Genomic DNA, 16,780 nt, shown 5'->3' on the forward strand with positions numbered 1-16,780 from the left:
CGCCGCGAGTGCCCGCCCTCGCGCGTCACGTCCCAGCTGCCGGGCAACGACGACTCGAGTCGAGCCCCGTCGCCGACCAATTCGGACACGGCGCGGTAGCCGTCGGCGACGATCGAGCACACGGCGTCGGGATCGCACAGGCCGGCGCCGGCGGCCAGGGTGTCGGCGACGGGGCTCGATTCGACGAGGCGGTGCCCGGCCGCTGGGACGTGACGCGCGAGGGCGGGCACTCGCGGCGGCGCATCGTGCACGCCGGCGGCGACGCCACCGGCGCCGAGGTGCAGCGCGCGCTCGACCACGCCGCGGCCACCCTCGACATCCGCACCGGTCACGTGGCCCTGCGGGTGCTGCACGACGGCGCGTCGGTGACCGGCGTGTGGGCGGGCAACCCGGACGGGTACGGCATCGTCAGCGCGCCGTCGGTGATCCTGGCGTCCGGCGGGCTCGGGCACCTCTACGGGGCGACCACCAATCCCGACGGCTCCACCGGCGACGGCATCGCGCTGGCGCTGTGGGCCGGCGTGCCGGTCAGCGACCTCGAGTTCATCCAGTTCCACCCGACCATGCTGTTCGGCGGCGGGGGTGGGCGCCGTCCGCTGGTCACCGAGGCCATCCGCGGCGAGGGCGCGATACTGCTTGACTCCCAAGGCAATTCGGTCACCGCAGGCGTTCACCCGATGGGCGACCTGGCCCCCCGCGACGTCGTCGCGGCGGCCATCGACGCGCGCCTGCGCGAGACCGGCGACCCCTGCGTCTTCCTCGACGCGCGCGGCATCGCGGGCTTCGAGGCGCGGTTCCCGACCGTCACCGCCGCGTGCCGCGAGGCCGGGATCGACCCCGTCCGCCAACCCATTCCGGTGGTCCCCGGCGCGCACTACAGCTGCGGCGGCGTCGTCACCGACGTGCACGGGCAGACCGAGTTGCCCGGGCTGTTCGCCGCCGGCGAGGTGGCCCGCACCGGGATGCACGGCGCGAACCGCCTGGCGTCCAACAGCCTGCTCGAGGGGCTGGTGGTGGGCGGCCGCGCCGGGAAGGCCGCGGCCGCGCACGCGGCGGCCGCCGGACGCACCCGCGCCGTCGCCCCCGAGCCCGTCGCCCACACCGCCACGCCGCGCGCCGACCTGCACCGGGCCATGAGCCGGGACGCCTCGGTGGTGCGCGACGCGGCCGGGCTGAACCGGTTGTCCGACAAGCTGTCTCAGGCGCCGGCCCGCAACATCGCCGGCCGCCGCGATTTCGAGGACGTCGCGCTGACGCTGGCCGCCCGGGCGGTGACCGCGGGGGCGTTGGCGCGCAACGAAAGCCGCGGGTGCCACCACCGCGCGGAGTACCCGGACGCCGCGCCCGAACAAGCCCGCAGCAGCGTGCTCCGGCTGGCCGACGACCAAAACTCGGTCCTGGTTGAGGCGCTGGCGGCGGTGGGGTGACGATGCTGTCCGACGGCGAGCTCGACACCGCCCGCGACCTCATCCGGCGTGCGCTGCAGGAGGATCTGCGCTACGGGCCCGACGTCACCACGCAGGCCACCGTCCCCGCCGGCGCGGTGGTCACCGCGTCCATGGTGCCCCGCCAGCCGGGCGTGATCGCCGGTGTGGACGTGGCGCTGCTGGTCCTCGACGAGGTGCTCGGCGCCGGCGGCTATCAGGTGCTCGATCGCGTCGAGGACGGCGCCCGGCTGGAGCCGGGCGAGCCGCTGCTGACGGTCCAGGCGGAGACCCGCGGCCTGTTGACCGCCGAGCGGACGGCGCTGAACCTCATCTGCCACCTGTCCGGAATCGCGACCGCGACCGCCGCCTGGGTCGACGCGGTGCACGGCACCAAGGCCAAGATCCGCGACACCCGAAAGACCCTGCCGGGCCTGCGGGCGCTGCAGAAATACGCGGTCCGCGTCGGCGGCGGTGTCAACCACCGCCTGGGGCTGGGCGACGCGGCGCTGATCAAGGACAACCACGTCGCGGCCGCGGGGTCGGTGGTCGAGGCGCTGCGGGCGGTGCGCGAAGCGGCCCCCGACCTGCCCTGCGAGGTCGAGGTGGATTCGCTCGAGCAGCTGGACGAGGTGCTGCCCGAGAAGCCCGAGCTGATCCTGCTGGACAACTTCCCGGTGTGGCAGACGCAGACCGCCGTGCAGCGCCGCGACGCCAAGGCGCCCGCCGTGCTGCTCGAGTCGTCGGGCGGCCTCAGCCTGGAAAACGCCGCGACCTACGCCGCGACCGGCGTCGACTACCTGGCCGTCGGCGCGCTGACCCACTCGGTGCGCGTGCTCGACATCGGCCTGGACATGTAATGCCTTGCGCCTGAGTGTGAATGGTGGGCGAACTCCGTCGGCGTGTCGTCGCCCTAAGCTCACACCGAAAGCCGTCAGCGCACACTGGCCGCGCCGCCGGGCGCGCGCCTCAGCTCGCGGCGGAGCGCCGCCGGCGTGTGGCCCAAATGCTGGTGCACCACGCGGCTGAAGTGCGCCTGGTCGGCAAACCCGAGCTCCGCTGCGACGGTTGCCAGCGTCGAGTCGCCGCGCTGCAGCCGATCGAGCGCCCGGCTCACCCGGACGCGGTTGCGGTACCAGGTCAGCGACACGCCCACCTCCCGCGGGAACGCCCGACTCAACCGATATGGCGACGCGCCCAGCAGCTCCGCGAGCGGAAAAAGGCCGCGCGCCGCCGGGTGGTCGTCCTGGATCGCCGCGCGGGCTCGATGCACGAGACGCGCGTCAGCGGGAGCCGGCCGATCCGTCATCGGTGTGCGTGGGTCGGTTACCGCTCGCAGCGCCGTGGCGGTCAGCGCCACGAGATCCTCGGCGAGTTGGTAGTCGACATCGGCGGCGGCCAACAGCCGCCGGTGCGCGAGTTCCAGCCGAGCGTCGACGTAGAAGGTCGAGCGTCGCAGGCGACCGGGCTCGCCGACCAGCCGTCGCCACGACGCCGCGCTCAGCCTCACCGAGGTGCATGCGTCACCGCCGTGGGGATGGGCGAATTGGTCTTCCTCGCCAGGCGCGCCGACGTAGCCGACCGTCGCATCGAGATCGACCGGCCCCTCTGAGCCTCGCCGCTGAAACCGGCCGGACCTGACCAAAACCAGCCGCCCGTCGAGCGGCCGCTCGATCGCCGACCAGCTCGAGCCGTCGGGCCGGCACGTCCAGGCCTCCAGGCTGAAGTGGGGCCGGGCGGCGAGGGTGACCATCGACAGCACGGCGCCAGGCTAGCGCCGCAGGACGACAGGCGGCCGCAAGGATGTTCAAGACCGCGCCGCATCAGGACGCGAAGCTGGCTTCATGGCATCAATACGCACCGAGTTCCAGATCGACGTCGACGCCGACCGGGTTTGGCGAGTGGTTGGCAACTGGGCCGACGGGCCGGTTGGCATGGCCCGCGGTTACGTGGTGTCGGCGCAGGCCGACGGCGACGTTCGCGTGGTGAGGTTCGCGAACGGGAGTGTCGCCCGGGAACGCCTGATCGCCCGAGACGAATCCGCGCGCCGCATCGTCTACTCCCTCATCGGCGACACGGCGCGACCCGAACACGACAACACCGCGATGCAGATCGTGCCCGACGGCACGCGGCGGTGCCGCTTCATCTGGACGCGGGATGTTCTGCCGGACGAGTTGGCGGGTCGGCTGCACGCCGCGATGGAGGACGCCGCTCAGGCGATCAAGGCCAGCCTCGAAGGCGAACTAGCGGCGCACTAGCGTGCGCGCCGCGGGCTTGGCCGCCTCCAGCGCGCCCGCGTCGCCGGAGATCCGGGACAGGATCAGCGCCCCCTCGATCAGCGAGATCACAGCGAGCGCAACCGTTTTCGCCTCCGCCGCGGTCCAGCCGTCGTCGCGCAGCCGCTCCTCGATGGCTGCGCACCAACAGCTGAAGGCGCGCGCCGACGCCTCGCGGACCAGCGGGCTGGCGTTCACCGACTCGGTGGCGATCGGCTCGATGGGGCAGCCGTCGCGGCGGTCGCCGGCCAGCCCCGCCGCCAGCAGGTCGGCCCAGCGATCGACGACGTCGGCCACCGGCCGGCCCGTCGCCAGGAACCGGCGCAGCAGTTGCTCGATGGCGGTGCCCTGCGTCTCGACGACCGCCGCGGCCAACTGTTGCTTGCCCCGCGGGAAGTGGTGATACAGCGACCCGGGCTTGACGCCCGCCTCCTCGAGGATCTGGTTGAGGCCGGTCGCCGCGTAGCCCTGGCGGCGAAACAGCGTGGCGGCCTTGTCGATCAACGCGGTGCGGCTGCGATCCGGTCTCGGCATGCTATTGACTTTACTTGAATGATCACTCAAGAATGCAGGGATGAGGCAGCTGACGTACGAAGAAGCCGGGCGATACGCGTGGCGCGAGGTGCCCGAACCGCAGATCACCGGGCCCGAGCAGGCGCTGGTCCGGCCGCTGGCGGTGGCGTGTTGCGACCTCGACGTCGCGGTGTGCAACGGGCGGCTGCCGTTGCCGCCGGGGTACGCGGTGGGCCACGAAGGATTGGCCGAGGTCGTCGCCGTCGGCGACGACGTCAAAGGGGCCCGGGTGGGCGACCGCGTCGTGGTGCCGTTCCAGATCAATTGCGGCTCCTGCCGCGAATGCCGCCGCGGGGTGACCGGTTCGTGCAGTTCGGTGCCGTTGATGGCGGCCTATGGGATGGCGCCGATCGCCGGGCTGGACGGCGGCGGCTTCATGTCGGATGTGGTGCTGGTCCCGTACGCCGACGCGATGCTCATCCCGTTTCCCGAGCCCGCCGACCCCATTTCCATTGCGTCGCTGTCGGACAACATTCCCGACGGCTGGCGCACCGTCGGGCCGTTCGGTGACGAGCTGGGCGCGCTCGATGCGGTCGATCGCCGCGTCCTGGTGCTCGGGCGGCTGTCGATCGGCCTGTACTCGGCCGCGATCGCCGCGGCGCTGGGGGCCCACGTCGACTACGTCGACACCGACCCGCAGCGGCTGGCCGCCGCCGAGAAGCTCGGCGCGACCGTCCACGACGTCGCCAAACCCGAGAAGTCTTGGGGCTCTTACCCGGTCACGGTGCACACGACGGCCGACCCGGCGCTGCTATCGGCGACGCTCCGCGCGACCTGGCCCGACGGCGTGTGCACCGACACCGGGATCTACCCCGAGTACAAGGTCGAGATGCCGTTGCTGCCGATGTACTCGCGTGGCGTGCGGTTCATCACCGGACGCGTCAGCGCGCGCTCGGTCATCCCGCGGGTGCTCGAATTGCTCGCCGGCGGCCTGGACCTGTCACCGGCCGTCGACCGCGTCGTCGCATGGGACGACGCCCCTTCGGCCTGGCCGACGATGACCGGCAAGACGGTCTTCACCAGGGCATAGACCGCTTGAGTGTGGCGTCTGGGGCGGAAAAATCGGCCCGAATCCCGCCCTAGCTGTCACGCCACGCCTTGAGCGTGCACCTAGGGCTTTGCGTGTGAATGTAGGGCGGGAAAATTCGCCGAGATGCGACCGGCACTACACACGGAAAGCCGTGCGTGCACGCTCAACCGCGAAAAGTCAGGCGATGTCGCCGACGAACACCCCGACCCGGCTCAGCTGCGCGCGGACCATCCGCGGCAGGCCCTCGCCGTCGGAACCGGCGGGCAGGATCCGCGGGTTGGTGATGTGCACCACGCGGTTGCGGCTGTATTCCACGTCCGCCTCGCCGGCGGCCAGCACGTTCTTGACCCAGTTCGTCTTGCCGTGGGCCAGCGCGATCGCCAGCGTGTTGCCCTTGCGGTAGGGGGTGATGATGGTCTCGTACTGCTTGCCCGAAGTGCGACCGCGGTGCTTGATGGTCGCGGTCCCGGGCAGAAAACGCGCGAACGGCTTGACCGCCTTGTTGAGGTACTTGATCTGAAAGCGCTCGAACCAGACGGGGAAAACCATCGGGACGCCCGGGGCGTTGTTCGGGTGATCCTTTGTGGACATGCGGGCCACACTACCGGCCGGATATCGACTTGAGCTGCTCTGGGACAATGAACAACGTGACCCCCACCCCGCCGTCGCCGATTGCCCGCATTGACCTGCGTGGCGCGCAGCTGACGGCCGCCCGGCTGCGGGCCGCGCTGCCCCGCGGCGGGGCCGACGTGGACAGCGTGCTGCCCACGGTGCGCCCCATCGTGGAGGCGGTCGCCGAGCGCGGGGCCGAGGCGGCGCTGGAATACGGCGCGTCCTTCGACGGGGTGCGGCCGCCGGCCGTCCGGGTGCCCGGCGCGGCGCTCGACAAGGCGCTGGCGGACCTGGCCCCGGCGGTGGCCGAGGCGTTGCGGGTCATGATCGAGCGCACCCGCGCCGTGCACGCCGACCAGCGCCGCGCCGACGTCACCACCACGCTCGGCCCCGGCGCGACGGTCACCGAGCGATGGGTGCCCGTCGAGCGGGTGGGCCTGTACGTGCCCGGCGGCAACGCCGTGTATCCGTCCAGCGTGGTGATGAACGTGGTGCCGGCGCAGGCCGCCGGGGTCGGCTCGCTGGTGGTGGCCAGCCCGCCGCAGGCGGCGTTCGACGGCCTGCCGCACCCGACGATCCTGGCCGCGGCCCGGCTGCTGGGCGTCGACGAGGTGTGGGCCGTCGGCGGCGCGCAGGCGGTCGCGCTGTTGGCCTACGGCGGCACCGACACCGACGGCTCGGACCTCGCGCCGGTCGACATGATCACCGGGCCCGGCAACATCTACGTCACCGCCGCCAAGCGGCTGTGCCGGTCCCGGGTGGGCATCGACGCCGAGGCGGGGCCGACGGAGATCGCCATCCTCGCCGACCACACCGCCGACCCCGCGCACGTCGCCGCCGACCTGATCAGCCAGGCCGAGCACGACGAGCTGGCGGGTAGCGTGCTGGTGACCCCCAGCGAACGCCTCGCCGCCGCCACCGACGCCGAGCTGGCCGCCCAGCTGCAGACCACGGTGCACCGCGAGCGGGTGACGGCCGCGCTCGGCGGGCGCCAGTCGGCGATCATCCTGGTCGACGACCTGGATGCCGGCGTCGCGGTCGTCAACGCCTACGCCGCCGAACACCTGGAGATCCAGACCGCCGACGCGGCAGGGGTCGCCGGTCGAATACGTTCGGCCGGAGCCATTTTCGTCGGCCCGTACGCGCCGGTGAGCCTCGGCGACTACTGCGCCGGGTCCAACCACGTGCTGCCGACCGGCGGCAGCGCCCGTCATTCCAGCGGCCTGTCGGTGCAGACGTTCCTGCGCGGCATCCACGTCGTCGACTACACCGAGGCGGCGCTGAAAGACGTGTCCGGACATGTGGTCGCGCTGGCCGAGGCCGAGGACCTGCCGTCGCACGGCGAGGCGGTCCGGCGGAGGTTCGAGCGGTGACCGAACGCAAGAACCCGACGCTGGACGACCTGCCGCTGCGCGACGACCTGCGCGGCAAATCGCCGTACGGCGCGCCGCAATTGGCGGTTCCGGTGCGGCTGAACACCAACGAGAACCCACACCCGCCCACCAAGGCGCTGGTCGACGACGTGGTGCGGTCGGTGCGCGAGGCCGCCGTGGACCTGCACCGCTACCCCGACCGCGACGCGGTGGCCCTGCGCCGCGACCTGGCCGCCTACCTCACCGCGCAGACCGGGACCCCACTTGACGTCGAAAACCTCTGGGCCGCCAACGGTTCCAACGAGATCCTGCAGCAGCTGCTGCAGGCTTTCGGCGGGCCGGGTCGCACCGCGATCGGGTTCGTCCCGTCCTATTCGATGCACCCGATCATCGCCGACGGCACCCGCACCGAGTGGCTCGAGGCGGCGCGCGCCGACGACTTCAGCCTCGACGTGGATGCCGCCGTGGCCGCCGTCGTCGAACGGCGGCCCGACGTGGTGTTTGTCGCCAGCCCGAACAACCCGTCCGGGCAAAGCGTTTCGCTGGCGAAGCTGCGGCGGCTGCTCGACGTGGTGCCGGGCATCCTGATCGTCGACGAGGCCTACGGCGAGTTCTCCTCGCGGCCCAGCGCGGTGGCGCTGGTCGAGGAGTATCCGACCAAGCTCGTCGTCACCCGCACCATGAGCAAGGCGTTCGCGTTCGCCGGCGGGCGGCTCGGGTACCTGATCGCCACGCCGGCGATGATCGACGCGATGCTGCTGGTGCGGCTGCCGTATCACCTGTCGTCGGTCACCCAGGCCGCCGCCCGGGCCGCGCTGCGGCACGCCGACGACACCCTGGGCAGCGTGGCCACCCTGATCGCCGAGCGGGAACGCGTCACAACGGCGTTGAGCGGCATGGGGTTTCGGGTGGTCCCGAGCGACGCGAACTTCGTGCTGTTCGGCGAGTTCGCCGACGCGCCGGCCGCCTGGCAGCGCTACCTGGAGGCCGGCGTCCTGATCCGCGACGTCGGGATCCCCGGCTACCTGCGCGCCACGACCGGCCTGGCCGAGGAGAACGACGTCTTCCTGCGGGCCAGCGCCCAGATCGCGGCCACCGAACTGGCCCCAGCCACCTCTGTAGGAGCCCCGTGAGCACCCAAACACGCCGCGCGCGAATCGAACGGCGCACCAAGGAATCCGACATCGTCGTCGAGCTCGACCTCGACGGCACCGGGCAGGTCGAGGTCGACACCGGTGTGCCGTTCTACGACCACATGCTGACGGCGCTGGGCAGCCACGCCAGCTTCGACCTGACGGTGCGCACCAAGGGCGACGTCGAGATCGAGGGCCACCACACCATCGAGGACACCGCCATCGCGCTGGGCCAGGCGCTCGGGCAGGCACTTGGCGACAAGAAGGGCATCCGCCGTTTCGGGGACGCCTTCATCCCGATGGACGAGGCGCTGGCCCACGCCGCGGTCGACGTGTCCGGGCGGCCGTACTGCGTGCACACCGGCGAGCCGGATCACCTGCAGCACACCACGATCACCGGCAGCGCGGTGCCGTATCACACCGTCGTCAACCGGCACGTGTTCGAAACGCTGGCCTCCAACGCCAAGATCGCGCTGCACGTGCGCGTCCTGCACGGCCGCGACCCGCACCACATCACCGAGGCCGAGTACAAGGCGGTGGCCCGCGCGCTGCGTCAGGCCGTCGAGCTCGACCCCCGCGTGTCGGGTGTGCCGTCCACCAAAGGTGTTCTGTGACCAAATCTGTTGTGGTGCTCGACTACGGCTCGGGCAACCTGCGGTCGGCGCAACGCGCGCTGCAGCGGGTCGGCGCGTCGGTCGAGGTGACCGCCGATCCGGCGGCCGCGGCGGCCGCCGACGGGCTGGTGGTGCCGGGGGTCGGCGCCTTCGAGGCCTGCATGACGGGCCTGCGGAAAGTCGGGGGAGACCGGATCATCGCCGAGCGGGTGTCCGCCGGGCGCCCCGTGCTGGGTGTGTGCGTGGGCATGCAGATCCTGTTCGCCCGCGGGGTGGAATTCGGGGTGGAGACCAGGGGCTGCGGGCAGTGGCCGGGGGCCGTCACCCGGCTGGACGCCCCGGTGATCCCGCACATGGGCTGGAACGTGGTGGATCCCGCGCCCGGCAGCGCGCTGTTCAAGGGGCTCGCCGCCGACGCCCGGTTCTATTTCGTGCACTCCTACGCCGCGCAGCGCTGGGAGGGTTCGGAAGAGGCGGTGCTGACGTGGGCGACCCACCAGGTGCCATTCTTGGCCGCCGTCGAGGAGGGGCCGCTGGCCGCCACCCAATTCCACCCGGAGAAGAGCGGCGACGCGGGTGCGGCCGTGCTGAGCAATTGGGTTGAGGGACTGTAGATGCCACTGATTCTGTTACCGGCCGTCGACGTGGTCGACGGCCGCGCCGTGCGCCTGGTGCAAGGCAAGGCCGGCAGCGAGACCGAGTACGGCTCGGCGCTGGACGCCGCGCTGGGCTGGCAGCGCGACGGGGCCGAGTGGATCCACCTGGTCGACCTGGACGCGGCGTTCGGCCGCGGCTCCAACCGCGAGCTGCTCGCCGACGTGGTGGGAAAGCTCGACGTGAAGGTGGAGCTGTCCGGCGGGATCCGCGACGACGACTCGCTGGCGGCGGCGCTGGCCACCGGCTGCGCGCGGGTCAACCTCGGCACCGCGGCGCTGGAGAACCCGCACTGGTGCGCGCGCGCGATCGAACAACACGGCGACAAGGTGGCCGTCGGGCTCGACGTGCAAATCGTCGACGGCCAGCACCGGCTGCGCGGGCGCGGCTGGGAGACCGACGGCGGCGACCTGTGGGAGGTGCTGGAACGCCTTGACGGTCAAGGGTGTTCGCGGTTCGTGGTCACCGACGTCACCAAGGACGGCACCCTGGGCGGACCCAATCTCGAGCTGCTGGGCGCGGTGGCCGACCGCACCGAGGTCCCGGTGATCGCGTCGGGCGGCGTGTCGAGCCTGGACGACCTGCGCGCCATCGCCACGCTCACCGACCGCGGGGTCGAGGGCGCCATCGTGGGCAAGGCCCTCTACGCCGGGCGGTTCACCCTGCCGCAGGCCCTGGCCGCGATGAGGGCGTAACGGCATGGACCTGAACGCAATGGTGTCGCCGTTGGTCGACAAGGCGTCCGTCATCCTCGACGCCGCGGTGCCGCGCTTCCTGGAGGGCCACCGCGCCGATTCCGCGGTTGCCAAGAAGGGCAACGACTTCGCCACCGAGATCGACCTCGCGATCGAGCGGCAGGTCGTCACCGCGCTGCAAGCCACCACCGGGATCGGGGTGCACGGCGAGGAGTTCGGCGGCACCGACGTGAACTCGCCGTGGGTGTGGGTGGTGGATCCCGTCGACGGCACGTTCAACTACGCGGCCGGGTCGCCGATGGCCGCGATCCTGCTGGCCCTGCTGCACGACGGCGAGCCGGTCGCGGGCCTGACCTGGCTGCCGTTCATCGGCGAGCGTTACACCGCGATCGCCGGCGGCTCGCTGATCAAAAACGGTGCGCCGCAACCGCCGCTGGAGACCACGCAGCTCGGCGACAGCCTGGTCGCGGTCGGAACGTTCAGCGCCGACTCGCGCGGCCGGTTCCCGGGCCGCTACCGGCTCGCCCTGCTGGAGAACCTGAGCCGGGTCTCGTCGCGGCTGCGCATGCACGGCTCCACCGGCATCGACCTCGTCTACGTCGCGGACGGAATCGTCGGCGCCGCAATAAGCTTCGGTGGCCACGTGTGGGACCACGCCGCCGGGGTGGCGCAGGTGCGGTCCGCGGGCGGCATCGTCACCGACCTCGCCGGCAAACCGTGGACGCCCGAGTCGGATTCGGTGCTGGCCGCGGCGCCTGGCGCGCACGGCGAGGTCCTCGAGATCCTGCGCGCCGTCGGCGATCGCGAGGACTACTGAGATGTACTCGGGTACCGGCCTTGCCGTGCGCGTGATCCCGTGCCTGGACGTCGACGCCGGGCGGGTGGTCAAGGGCGTCAACTTCGAAAACCTGCGCGATGCCGGCGATCCGGTGGAGCTGGCGGCGGCCTACGACGCGGAAGGCGCCGACGAGCTGACCTTCCTGGATGTGACGGCGTCGTCGTCGGGCCGGGCGACCATGCTCGACGTGGTGCGCCGCACCGCCGAGCAGGTGTTCATCCCGCTCACGGTCGGCGGCGGGGTGCGCACCGTGGCCGACGTCGACACCCTGCTGCGCGCGGGGGCCGACAAGGTCTCCGTCAACACCGCCGCGATCGCCCGCCCAGACCTGCTCGCCGAGATGGCAACCCAATTCGGCTCGCAGTGCATCGTGTTGTCCGTCGACGCCCGCACGGTGCCCGCCGGATCGGCGCCGACGCCGTCGGGCTGGGAGGTGACCACCCACGGCGGGCGCCGGGGCACCGGCATCGACGCCGTCGAGTGGGCGGCCCGCGGTGCCGACCTCGGGGTGGGGGAGATCCTGCTCAACTCGATGGACGCCGACGGCACCAAGGCGGGGTTCGACCTGCCGATGCTGCGCGCGGTCCGCGCGGCGGTCACCGTGCCGGTGATCGCCAGCGGGGGAGCCGGGGCGGTGGGGCACTTCGCGCCGGCGGTCGCGGCCGGGGCCGATGCGGTGTTGGCGGCCAGCGTCTTTCATTTCCGCGAGCTGACCATCGGGCAGGTGAAGGCCGCGATGGCGGCGGAACGGATCACGGTCCGATGACGCTCGACCCGAAGATCGCCGCGCGGCTGAAGCGCAACGCCGAAGGACTGGTGACCGCCGTCGTGCAGGAGCGCGGCAGCGGCGACGTGCTCATGGTCGCCTGGATGGACGACGACGCGCTGGCCCGCACCCTGGAAACCCGTGAGGCCACGTACTATTCGCGGTCCCGCGGCGAACAGTGGATCAAGGGGGCGACGTCCGGGCACACCCAGCACGTGCATTCGGTGCGACTGGACTGCGACGGCGACACCGTGCTGCTCACCGTCGACCAGGTTGGCGGCGCCTGCCACACCGGCGATCACAGCTGTTTCGACGCCGACCAGCTGCTGGGGCCCGACAGCTAGCTCGGCGCGACGTCCAGCCCGGTGGCCGCGGCGATCGCGGCGCGCGCCCACTCGTGGCGAAACACCGCCGGCGCGATGCGGTCCCGGCGAATGAGCTCCAAATCGATCGCCTTCCCGGTGAGCGCCGCGTTGGGCACCCGGAAGGAAAAGGCCGGCTCGTCGGTGGCCACCGCCAGGATCGCGTCGCTGTCGGTGAAATGGTTTGCGACCATGACGTTTTCGGCCCATTTGAACGGCTTGAGGCCGCCGAAGTTCGGGACGTACACCACCCACAGCCGGGTGCCGCGCCCGTTGTAGAGATTGGTGAGGGCGCGGTTCACCGCGTCGTGCTCGAGCGGCCCGAGCACGCCCGACTGATCGGTGATCTGGCCCGCCAGCTGGATCGCCGCCGGCGCCGGGGCCGGAGCGGGATTGCCGGGCTGCAGCGGCGCCGCCGACGCCGTTGGTGCTCCGGGGTTGTGCCGGTGGTTTCGGGCGCCGAGGGCGCGGATCCCGAAGTAGGCGCCCACCGCGACCACCGCGATCGCGACCAGCGCGGCGATCGCCACCAGCGGTCCCCGCCCGCCGCCAGGCTTAGCGGCCGGCGGCGGCGGCGCGCTCTTCGGCTTCTCGATCACCGCCGTCGGCGCGGCGATGACCTCGGTGGGGCCGGCCGTCACCTCCGACGCGGCGGTGTTGAGCCCGCTGCCCAGCGCCGCGGCGAAATCGGCGCACGTGCCGAAGCGGTCGTCGGGTTTCTTGGCCAGCGCCTTGGCGATGGCGCCGTCGAGGTCGGCCAGCTCGGGCCGGCGCTCGCTGATGTTCGGCGGCGGCGCGGACAGGTGCTGGGTGATGACCACCGCCGGGTTGGAGTGGCGAAACGGGGCGGACCCGGCCAGCAGGTCGAAGGCGGTGCAGCCCAGCGCGTATTGGTCGGCCCGCCCGTCCACATCGAGCCCCTGCAGCTGTTCGGGCGCGCAGTACGCCGTGGTGCCCACCAACATGTTGGTCGCGGTCAAACCGCTGATGTCGCCCAGTTCGCGGGCGATGCCGAAGTCCGCGAGCAGGATCCGTCGTTTGGGGCTCGCCTCGGTCAGCAGGATGTTGGCCGGTTTGACGTCGCGATGCAGCAGCCCGCGCGAATGGGCGTAGTCCAGCGCGTCGGCGACGGCCGAAATGATCGCGACCACATCGGCTTTCGGCATCCCGGAGGGGTACTGAGTCCGCAGTAGTTTCGCGGCGTCGGTTCCCTCCACGTAGTCCATCGAGATCCACAGCTGACCGTTGTATTCGCCGCGGTCGTGGATGCCGACGATGTGCTCGTTGTACAGGCTCGCCGCCAGGTCGGCCTCGCGGTTGAAGCGCTGGCGAAATTCGTCGTTCGCGGTCAGCTCGCGGGGCAGGATCTTGAGGGCATCGCGCCGCGGCAGCCGCGGGTGCTGCGCCAGATACACCTGGCCCATGCCGCCGGTCCCCAGCCGCCGAATGATCGTGTATCCGGCGAACACCTGTCCTTCGGTCAGGCCGTCGCTTTCTGGCATGTGAGCATGGTACTGAGGGCCTAGGCCCGAAGATGGCAGAAAGGACGTGCCCGTGGTGTATGGGCCCGCGCTGTATCGGCCGCCACCGCCGCTGGCCGAGCACGTCGAATTCTTCGGCCATTGGCGACACAGCGGGCCCGACTACCGAAGCCGGGCGCTGCCGCGCGGGGCGGTGACCATCGTCTTCGACGTGGGGCGGCGACAGCGGTTGGACTTCTACGCCGCCGACGGTCGCACCCGTTTGACGGTCCCGCCCGCGGTCGTGACCGGACCGCACCGCGCCGCGTACATCACCGACATCGCGGCCGACGAGCCCGCCATGGCCGTTCACTTCCGGCCCGGGGGCGCGTTTCCGTTTCTCGGAATCCCGCTCGGCGACCTGCAAGACGTGGCCGTCGGGCTCGATGACATCTGGGGGCGCAGCGGCCACGAACTGCACGAGCGCCTGATCGACGCCCCCTCGGTCGCCGCCCGATTCGGCATCCTCGAACGCTTCCTGCTCTCGCGGGCCCGGTTCGCCGTGCGCCGCGACCCGGCCGTCGCCGCCGCGCTGGCCGCCATCGAGGCCAACCCGTCCGTTCGGATGGCGGAAGTGCGTCGACTGACCGGGCTGTCGACCAAGCGGATGATCGCGCTGTTCCGGGCGGAGGTCGGCCTGGGGCCCAAGGCCTACGCGCGGGTCCGTCGCCTGCAGGCGACGCTGCGCCAGCTCGCGGCGGGAACGGCGGGCGGTGCGCGGATCGCGGCCGACACCGGCCATTTCGATCAGGCGCACTTCGTTCGTGAGTTCCGATCGTTCACCGCGATGACGCCGACGCAGTACCGAAAGCAGCGGCTCGTGTTGCCCAGCCACGTCCCCGCGGAGCGGCACAAAAATCCAATACCGGCGGCGCCCGCGTCGTCATGATCGGCACATGGACCACACCAAACAGGCGGTAGCGGCCACCGGGCTGCTCGCGGCGGCGGTGCGCGCCGAGGAATCCGGGCGCGACGACCCGCTTTTCACCGACCCGTTCGCGGCACGGCTGGCCGGCGACGACGGCCGACGGTTGCTGGCCGACGCGGTGGCCGCGACCGGACAGTCGCCCGCCGAGATCGCCATTCGCACGCGCTTTTTCGACGAGGCGCTGCTCGACGCCCAGCGCGACGGCGCGTCGCAGGTGGTGCTCCTTGCCGCGGGCATGGACGCCCGCGCGTATCGCCTTGGGTGGCGGCCCGGCACGACGGTCTACGAGGTGGACCAGCCGCAGGTGATCGCGGCCAAGGACCAGCGACTGGCCGGTGCGCCGCCCCGCTGCCGCCGCGTCGCGGTCGGCATCGACCTGTCCGAGGATTGGCCGGAAACCCTTCTTCACCAAGGGTTTTCGTCGTCGGCGAAGACGGCGTGGCTGGTCGAGGGATTGCTCCAGTACATCGATGCGCCGGCCGTCGACACCCTGTTCGCGCGCATCGACGCGCTGTCGGCGCCGGGGCATGTGTTGCTCTACAACGTGATCGGCCGGACCCTGCTGGAGGCGCCGTTCCTGCAGTCGACGCAGGAATTCATGCGGCGGCTGGGCGCGCCATGGGTGTTCGGCACCGACACCCCGGCCGGCCTCGTCGAGGGCCGCGGCTGGACCGCCGTGGTCACCGATGTCGCCGAACCCGGGAGCCGGTGGCGTCGCTGGGAGCACCCGGTCGTCCCGATGGACGTGCCCGGCGTGCCGCGCGGCTACTTCGTGGTGGCGACCAAGGCGTGAACCCGGCCTGAGGCGGGCGCACCCGTCGGGCGCCGCCGCGCGTCATCGGCGAGAATGGCGGGCGATGCTCAAACGGCTGTCCTGGCCCTCCTGGACCACAGCGGTGCCGGTGATCGCCGTCGTCGTCCTGACGGCCACCTGGGGCGAGCACCCCGGGCCGGTACTGATCGCGCTGCAGGCCGTGCTTTTGATCGGCGCCGTGCTGGCGGCCGTCCAGCACGCCGAGGTGGTCGCGGCGCGCGTCGGCGAGCCGTTCGGGTCGCTGGTGCTCGCGGGCGCGGTGACGGTCATCGAGGTGGCCCTCATCGTCGAGCTGATGGCGTCCGGCGGCAACGAGGCGGCCACGCTCGCCCGGGACACCGCGTTCGCCGCGTTCATGATCACCACCAACGGGATCGCGGGTTTGTCGCTGTCGTGGGGTTCCCGGCGCTACGGCGTGACGCTGTTCAACGCCGAGGGCAGCGGAGCCGCGCTGGCCACGGTCACGACGCTGGCGACGCTGAGCCTCGCGCTGCCCGCGTTCACCATCAGCCACCCCGGCAAGGAGTTCTCCCCGGGGCAGCTCATCTTCGCCGCGGTCGCCTCGCTCCTGTTGTACCTGCTGTTCGTGTTCACCCAGACCGTTCGGCACCGCGACTTCTTCCTGCCCGTCGCGCAGAAGGGCCAGAAGCGGTTTTTCGAGGAGGACGAGAACCACGCCGACCCGCCGAGCCCGCGTTCGGCGCTGGTCAGCCTGGTGCTGCTGCTCGTCGCCCTGGTGGCGGTGGTGGGGCTGGCCGAGCAGGAATCGCCGGCCGTCGAACGCCTGGTGACGGCGGCCGGGTTTCCCCAGACGTTCGTCGGCGTGGTGATCGCGATGCTGGTGCTGCTGCCGGAGACGCTCGCGGCGGTGCGGGCGGCCCGGCGCGGCCGCATCCAGACCAGCCTCAACCTCGCGTACGGCTCCGCGATGGCCAGCATCGGGCTCACGATCCCGGCCATCGCGCTGGCGAGCATCTGGCTGAAGGGGCCGCTGGTGCTCGGCCTGGCGCCCACCCAGCTGGTGCTGCTGGCGTTGACGGTGGTGATCAGCGTGCTGACCGTGGTGCCCGGCCGGGCCACCCGGCTGCAGGGCGAGGTGCACCTGGTGTTGCTCGCCGCCTACGTGTTCCTGGCGATCATCCCCTGACAGGTACCGCGAGCAGACACA

19 protein-coding genes and 1 pseudogene are annotated in these 16,780 nt (G+C 71.7%); 15 read left to right on the top strand and 5 right to left on the bottom strand.

Features of this window, described 5'->3' with window-relative positions:
• The coding region (locus A5655_RS29030) for an FAD-binding protein (protein WP_369807247.1) at positions 1 to 230 on the bottom strand (230 nt) is incomplete at its 3' end.
• Here A5655_RS29030 and nadB point away from each other — a divergent pair.
• Both nadB and nadC read left to right on the top strand, forming a co-directional pair.
• Positions 162 to 1,427 (top strand): annotated as a pseudogene (nadB, locus tag A5655_RS24880) (L-aspartate oxidase); the annotation flags it as partial. The gene A5655_RS29030 and the pseudogene nadB sit on opposite strands and share 69 nt — an antisense overlap.
• A 2-nt stretch (positions 1,428 to 1,429) precedes the next feature.
• Positions 1,430 to 2,284, top strand: a complete 855-nt coding sequence (gene nadC, locus A5655_RS24885) for a carboxylating nicotinate-nucleotide diphosphorylase (protein WP_197508796.1) — start codon at positions 1,430 to 1,432, stop codon at positions 2,282 to 2,284.
• Positions 2,285 to 2,358: 74 nt separating this feature from the next.
• Here the strand turns inward: nadC and A5655_RS24890 are convergent, their stop codons facing one another.
• A complete protein-coding gene (locus A5655_RS24890) occupies positions 2,359 to 3,177 on the bottom strand; it encodes an AraC family transcriptional regulator (RefSeq protein ID WP_067015174.1) in 819 nt (272 codons plus the stop codon).
• A gap of 91 nt (positions 3,178 to 3,268) precedes the next feature.
• Here A5655_RS24890 and A5655_RS24895 point away from each other — a divergent pair, with 91 nt between their 5' ends.
• Positions 3,269 to 3,682 carry an SRPBCC family protein gene (locus A5655_RS24895; RefSeq protein ID WP_067015088.1) on the top strand — a complete coding sequence of 138 codons (414 nt, stop codon included), beginning with the start codon at positions 3,269 to 3,271 and terminating at the stop codon, positions 3,680 to 3,682.
• Here the strand turns inward: A5655_RS24895 and A5655_RS24900 are convergent.
• The gene (locus A5655_RS24900; protein WP_067015091.1) at positions 3,668 to 4,234 is read right to left on the bottom strand and encodes a TetR/AcrR family transcriptional regulator; all 567 of its coding nucleotides are present in this window, start codon (positions 4,232 to 4,234) and stop codon (positions 3,668 to 3,670) included. The two genes, A5655_RS24895 and A5655_RS24900, sit on opposite strands and share 15 nt — an antisense overlap.
• 40 nt (positions 4,235 to 4,274) lie before the next feature.
• On the opposite strand from A5655_RS24900, the gene A5655_RS24905 reads away from it, so the two are divergent.
• Positions 4,275 to 5,303 (top strand): zinc-binding dehydrogenase, encoded by a 1,029-nt coding sequence (locus A5655_RS24905; protein WP_067015094.1) that lies wholly within the window; start codon positions 4,275 to 4,277, stop codon positions 5,301 to 5,303.
• A gap of 177 nt (positions 5,304 to 5,480) precedes the next feature.
• On the opposite strand, the gene A5655_RS24910 is transcribed toward A5655_RS24905, so the two are convergent.
• Positions 5,481 to 5,894, bottom strand: a complete 414-nt coding sequence (locus A5655_RS24910; protein WP_067015097.1) for a nitroreductase family deazaflavin-dependent oxidoreductase — start codon at positions 5,892 to 5,894, stop codon at positions 5,481 to 5,483.
• Between the two features lie 47 nt (positions 5,895 to 5,941).
• Between A5655_RS24910 and hisD the strand changes: the two genes are divergently transcribed.
• Genes hisD through hisI form a run of 8 tightly spaced genes read left to right on the top strand, consistent with a single transcriptional unit; the run spans position 5,942 to position 12,332 of the window.
• Positions 5,942 to 7,288 (top strand): histidinol dehydrogenase, encoded by a 1,347-nt coding sequence (hisD, locus tag A5655_RS24915; RefSeq protein WP_067015099.1) that lies wholly within the window; start codon positions 5,942 to 5,944, stop codon positions 7,286 to 7,288.
• Positions 7,285 to 8,421 carry a histidinol-phosphate transaminase gene (locus A5655_RS24920; RefSeq protein ID WP_067015101.1) on the top strand — a complete coding sequence of 379 codons (1,137 nt, stop codon included), beginning with the start codon at positions 7,285 to 7,287 and terminating at the stop codon, positions 8,419 to 8,421. The genes hisD and A5655_RS24920 overlap by 4 nt, the downstream gene beginning before the upstream one ends.
• Positions 8,418 to 9,035, top strand: a complete 618-nt coding sequence (gene hisB / locus A5655_RS24925) for an imidazoleglycerol-phosphate dehydratase HisB (RefSeq protein WP_067015104.1) — start codon at positions 8,418 to 8,420, stop codon at positions 9,033 to 9,035. Before A5655_RS24920 ends, hisB begins: the two co-directional genes overlap by 4 nt.
• Entirely contained in the window at positions 9,032 to 9,649 is a 618-nt protein-coding gene (hisH, locus tag A5655_RS24930; RefSeq protein WP_067015106.1) for an imidazole glycerol phosphate synthase subunit HisH, read from the top strand. The genes hisB and hisH overlap by 4 nt, the downstream gene beginning before the upstream one ends.
• Positions 9,650 to 10,384: a bifunctional 1-(5-phosphoribosyl)-5-((5-phosphoribosylamino)methylideneamino)imidazole-4-carboxamide isomerase/phosphoribosylanthranilate isomerase PriA gene (gene priA / locus A5655_RS24935; RefSeq protein WP_067015109.1), complete on the top strand. Its 735-nt coding sequence runs from the start codon at positions 9,650 to 9,652 to the stop codon at positions 10,382 to 10,384.
• A 4-nt stretch (positions 10,385 to 10,388) separates the two neighbouring features.
• Positions 10,389 to 11,201, top strand: coding sequence for an inositol monophosphatase (locus A5655_RS24940; RefSeq protein ID WP_067015110.1), 813 nt, complete (start codon positions 10,389 to 10,391; stop codon positions 11,199 to 11,201).
• A gap of 1 nt (position 11,202) precedes the next feature.
• A complete protein-coding gene (gene hisF, locus A5655_RS24945) occupies positions 11,203 to 11,988 on the top strand; it encodes an imidazole glycerol phosphate synthase subunit HisF (RefSeq protein ID WP_067015113.1) in 786 nt (261 codons plus the stop codon).
• Complete coding sequence (gene hisI / locus A5655_RS24950) at positions 11,985 to 12,332, top strand: phosphoribosyl-AMP cyclohydrolase (protein WP_067015116.1); 348 nt, start codon at positions 11,985 to 11,987, stop codon at positions 12,330 to 12,332. Before hisF ends, hisI begins: the two co-directional genes overlap by 4 nt.
• Here hisI and A5655_RS24955 read toward each other — a convergent pair.
• Positions 12,329 to 13,852 carry a serine/threonine-protein kinase gene (locus A5655_RS24955; RefSeq protein ID WP_067015119.1) on the bottom strand — a complete coding sequence of 508 codons (1,524 nt, stop codon included), beginning with the start codon at positions 13,850 to 13,852 and terminating at the stop codon, positions 12,329 to 12,331. The two genes, hisI and A5655_RS24955, sit on opposite strands and share 4 nt — an antisense overlap.
• A 55-nt stretch (positions 13,853 to 13,907) precedes the next feature.
• On the opposite strand from A5655_RS24955, the gene A5655_RS24960 reads away from it, so the two are divergent.
• The 3 genes from A5655_RS24960 (at position 13,908) to A5655_RS24970 (ending at position 16,759) form a co-directional block, all read left to right on the top strand.
• On the top strand, positions 13,908 to 14,759 hold the full coding sequence (locus A5655_RS24960) for an AraC family transcriptional regulator (RefSeq protein WP_067015176.1): 852 nt from the start codon (positions 13,908 to 13,910) through the stop codon (positions 14,757 to 14,759).
• A 7-nt stretch (positions 14,760 to 14,766) separates the two neighbouring features.
• On the top strand, positions 14,767 to 15,591 hold the full coding sequence (locus A5655_RS24965; RefSeq protein WP_067015122.1) for an SAM-dependent methyltransferase: 825 nt from the start codon (positions 14,767 to 14,769) through the stop codon (positions 15,589 to 15,591).
• Positions 15,592 to 15,655: 64 nt separating this feature from the next.
• Positions 15,656 to 16,759 carry a calcium:proton antiporter gene (locus tag A5655_RS24970; RefSeq protein WP_067015125.1) on the top strand — a complete coding sequence of 368 codons (1,104 nt, stop codon included), beginning with the start codon at positions 15,656 to 15,658 and terminating at the stop codon, positions 16,757 to 16,759.
• Positions 16,760 to 16,780: the final 21 nt, after the last annotated feature.

The organism is Mycobacterium sp. 1081908.1, assembly GCF_001673535.1.
Lineage (GTDB): Bacteria > Actinomycetota > Actinomycetes > Mycobacteriales > Mycobacteriaceae > Mycobacterium.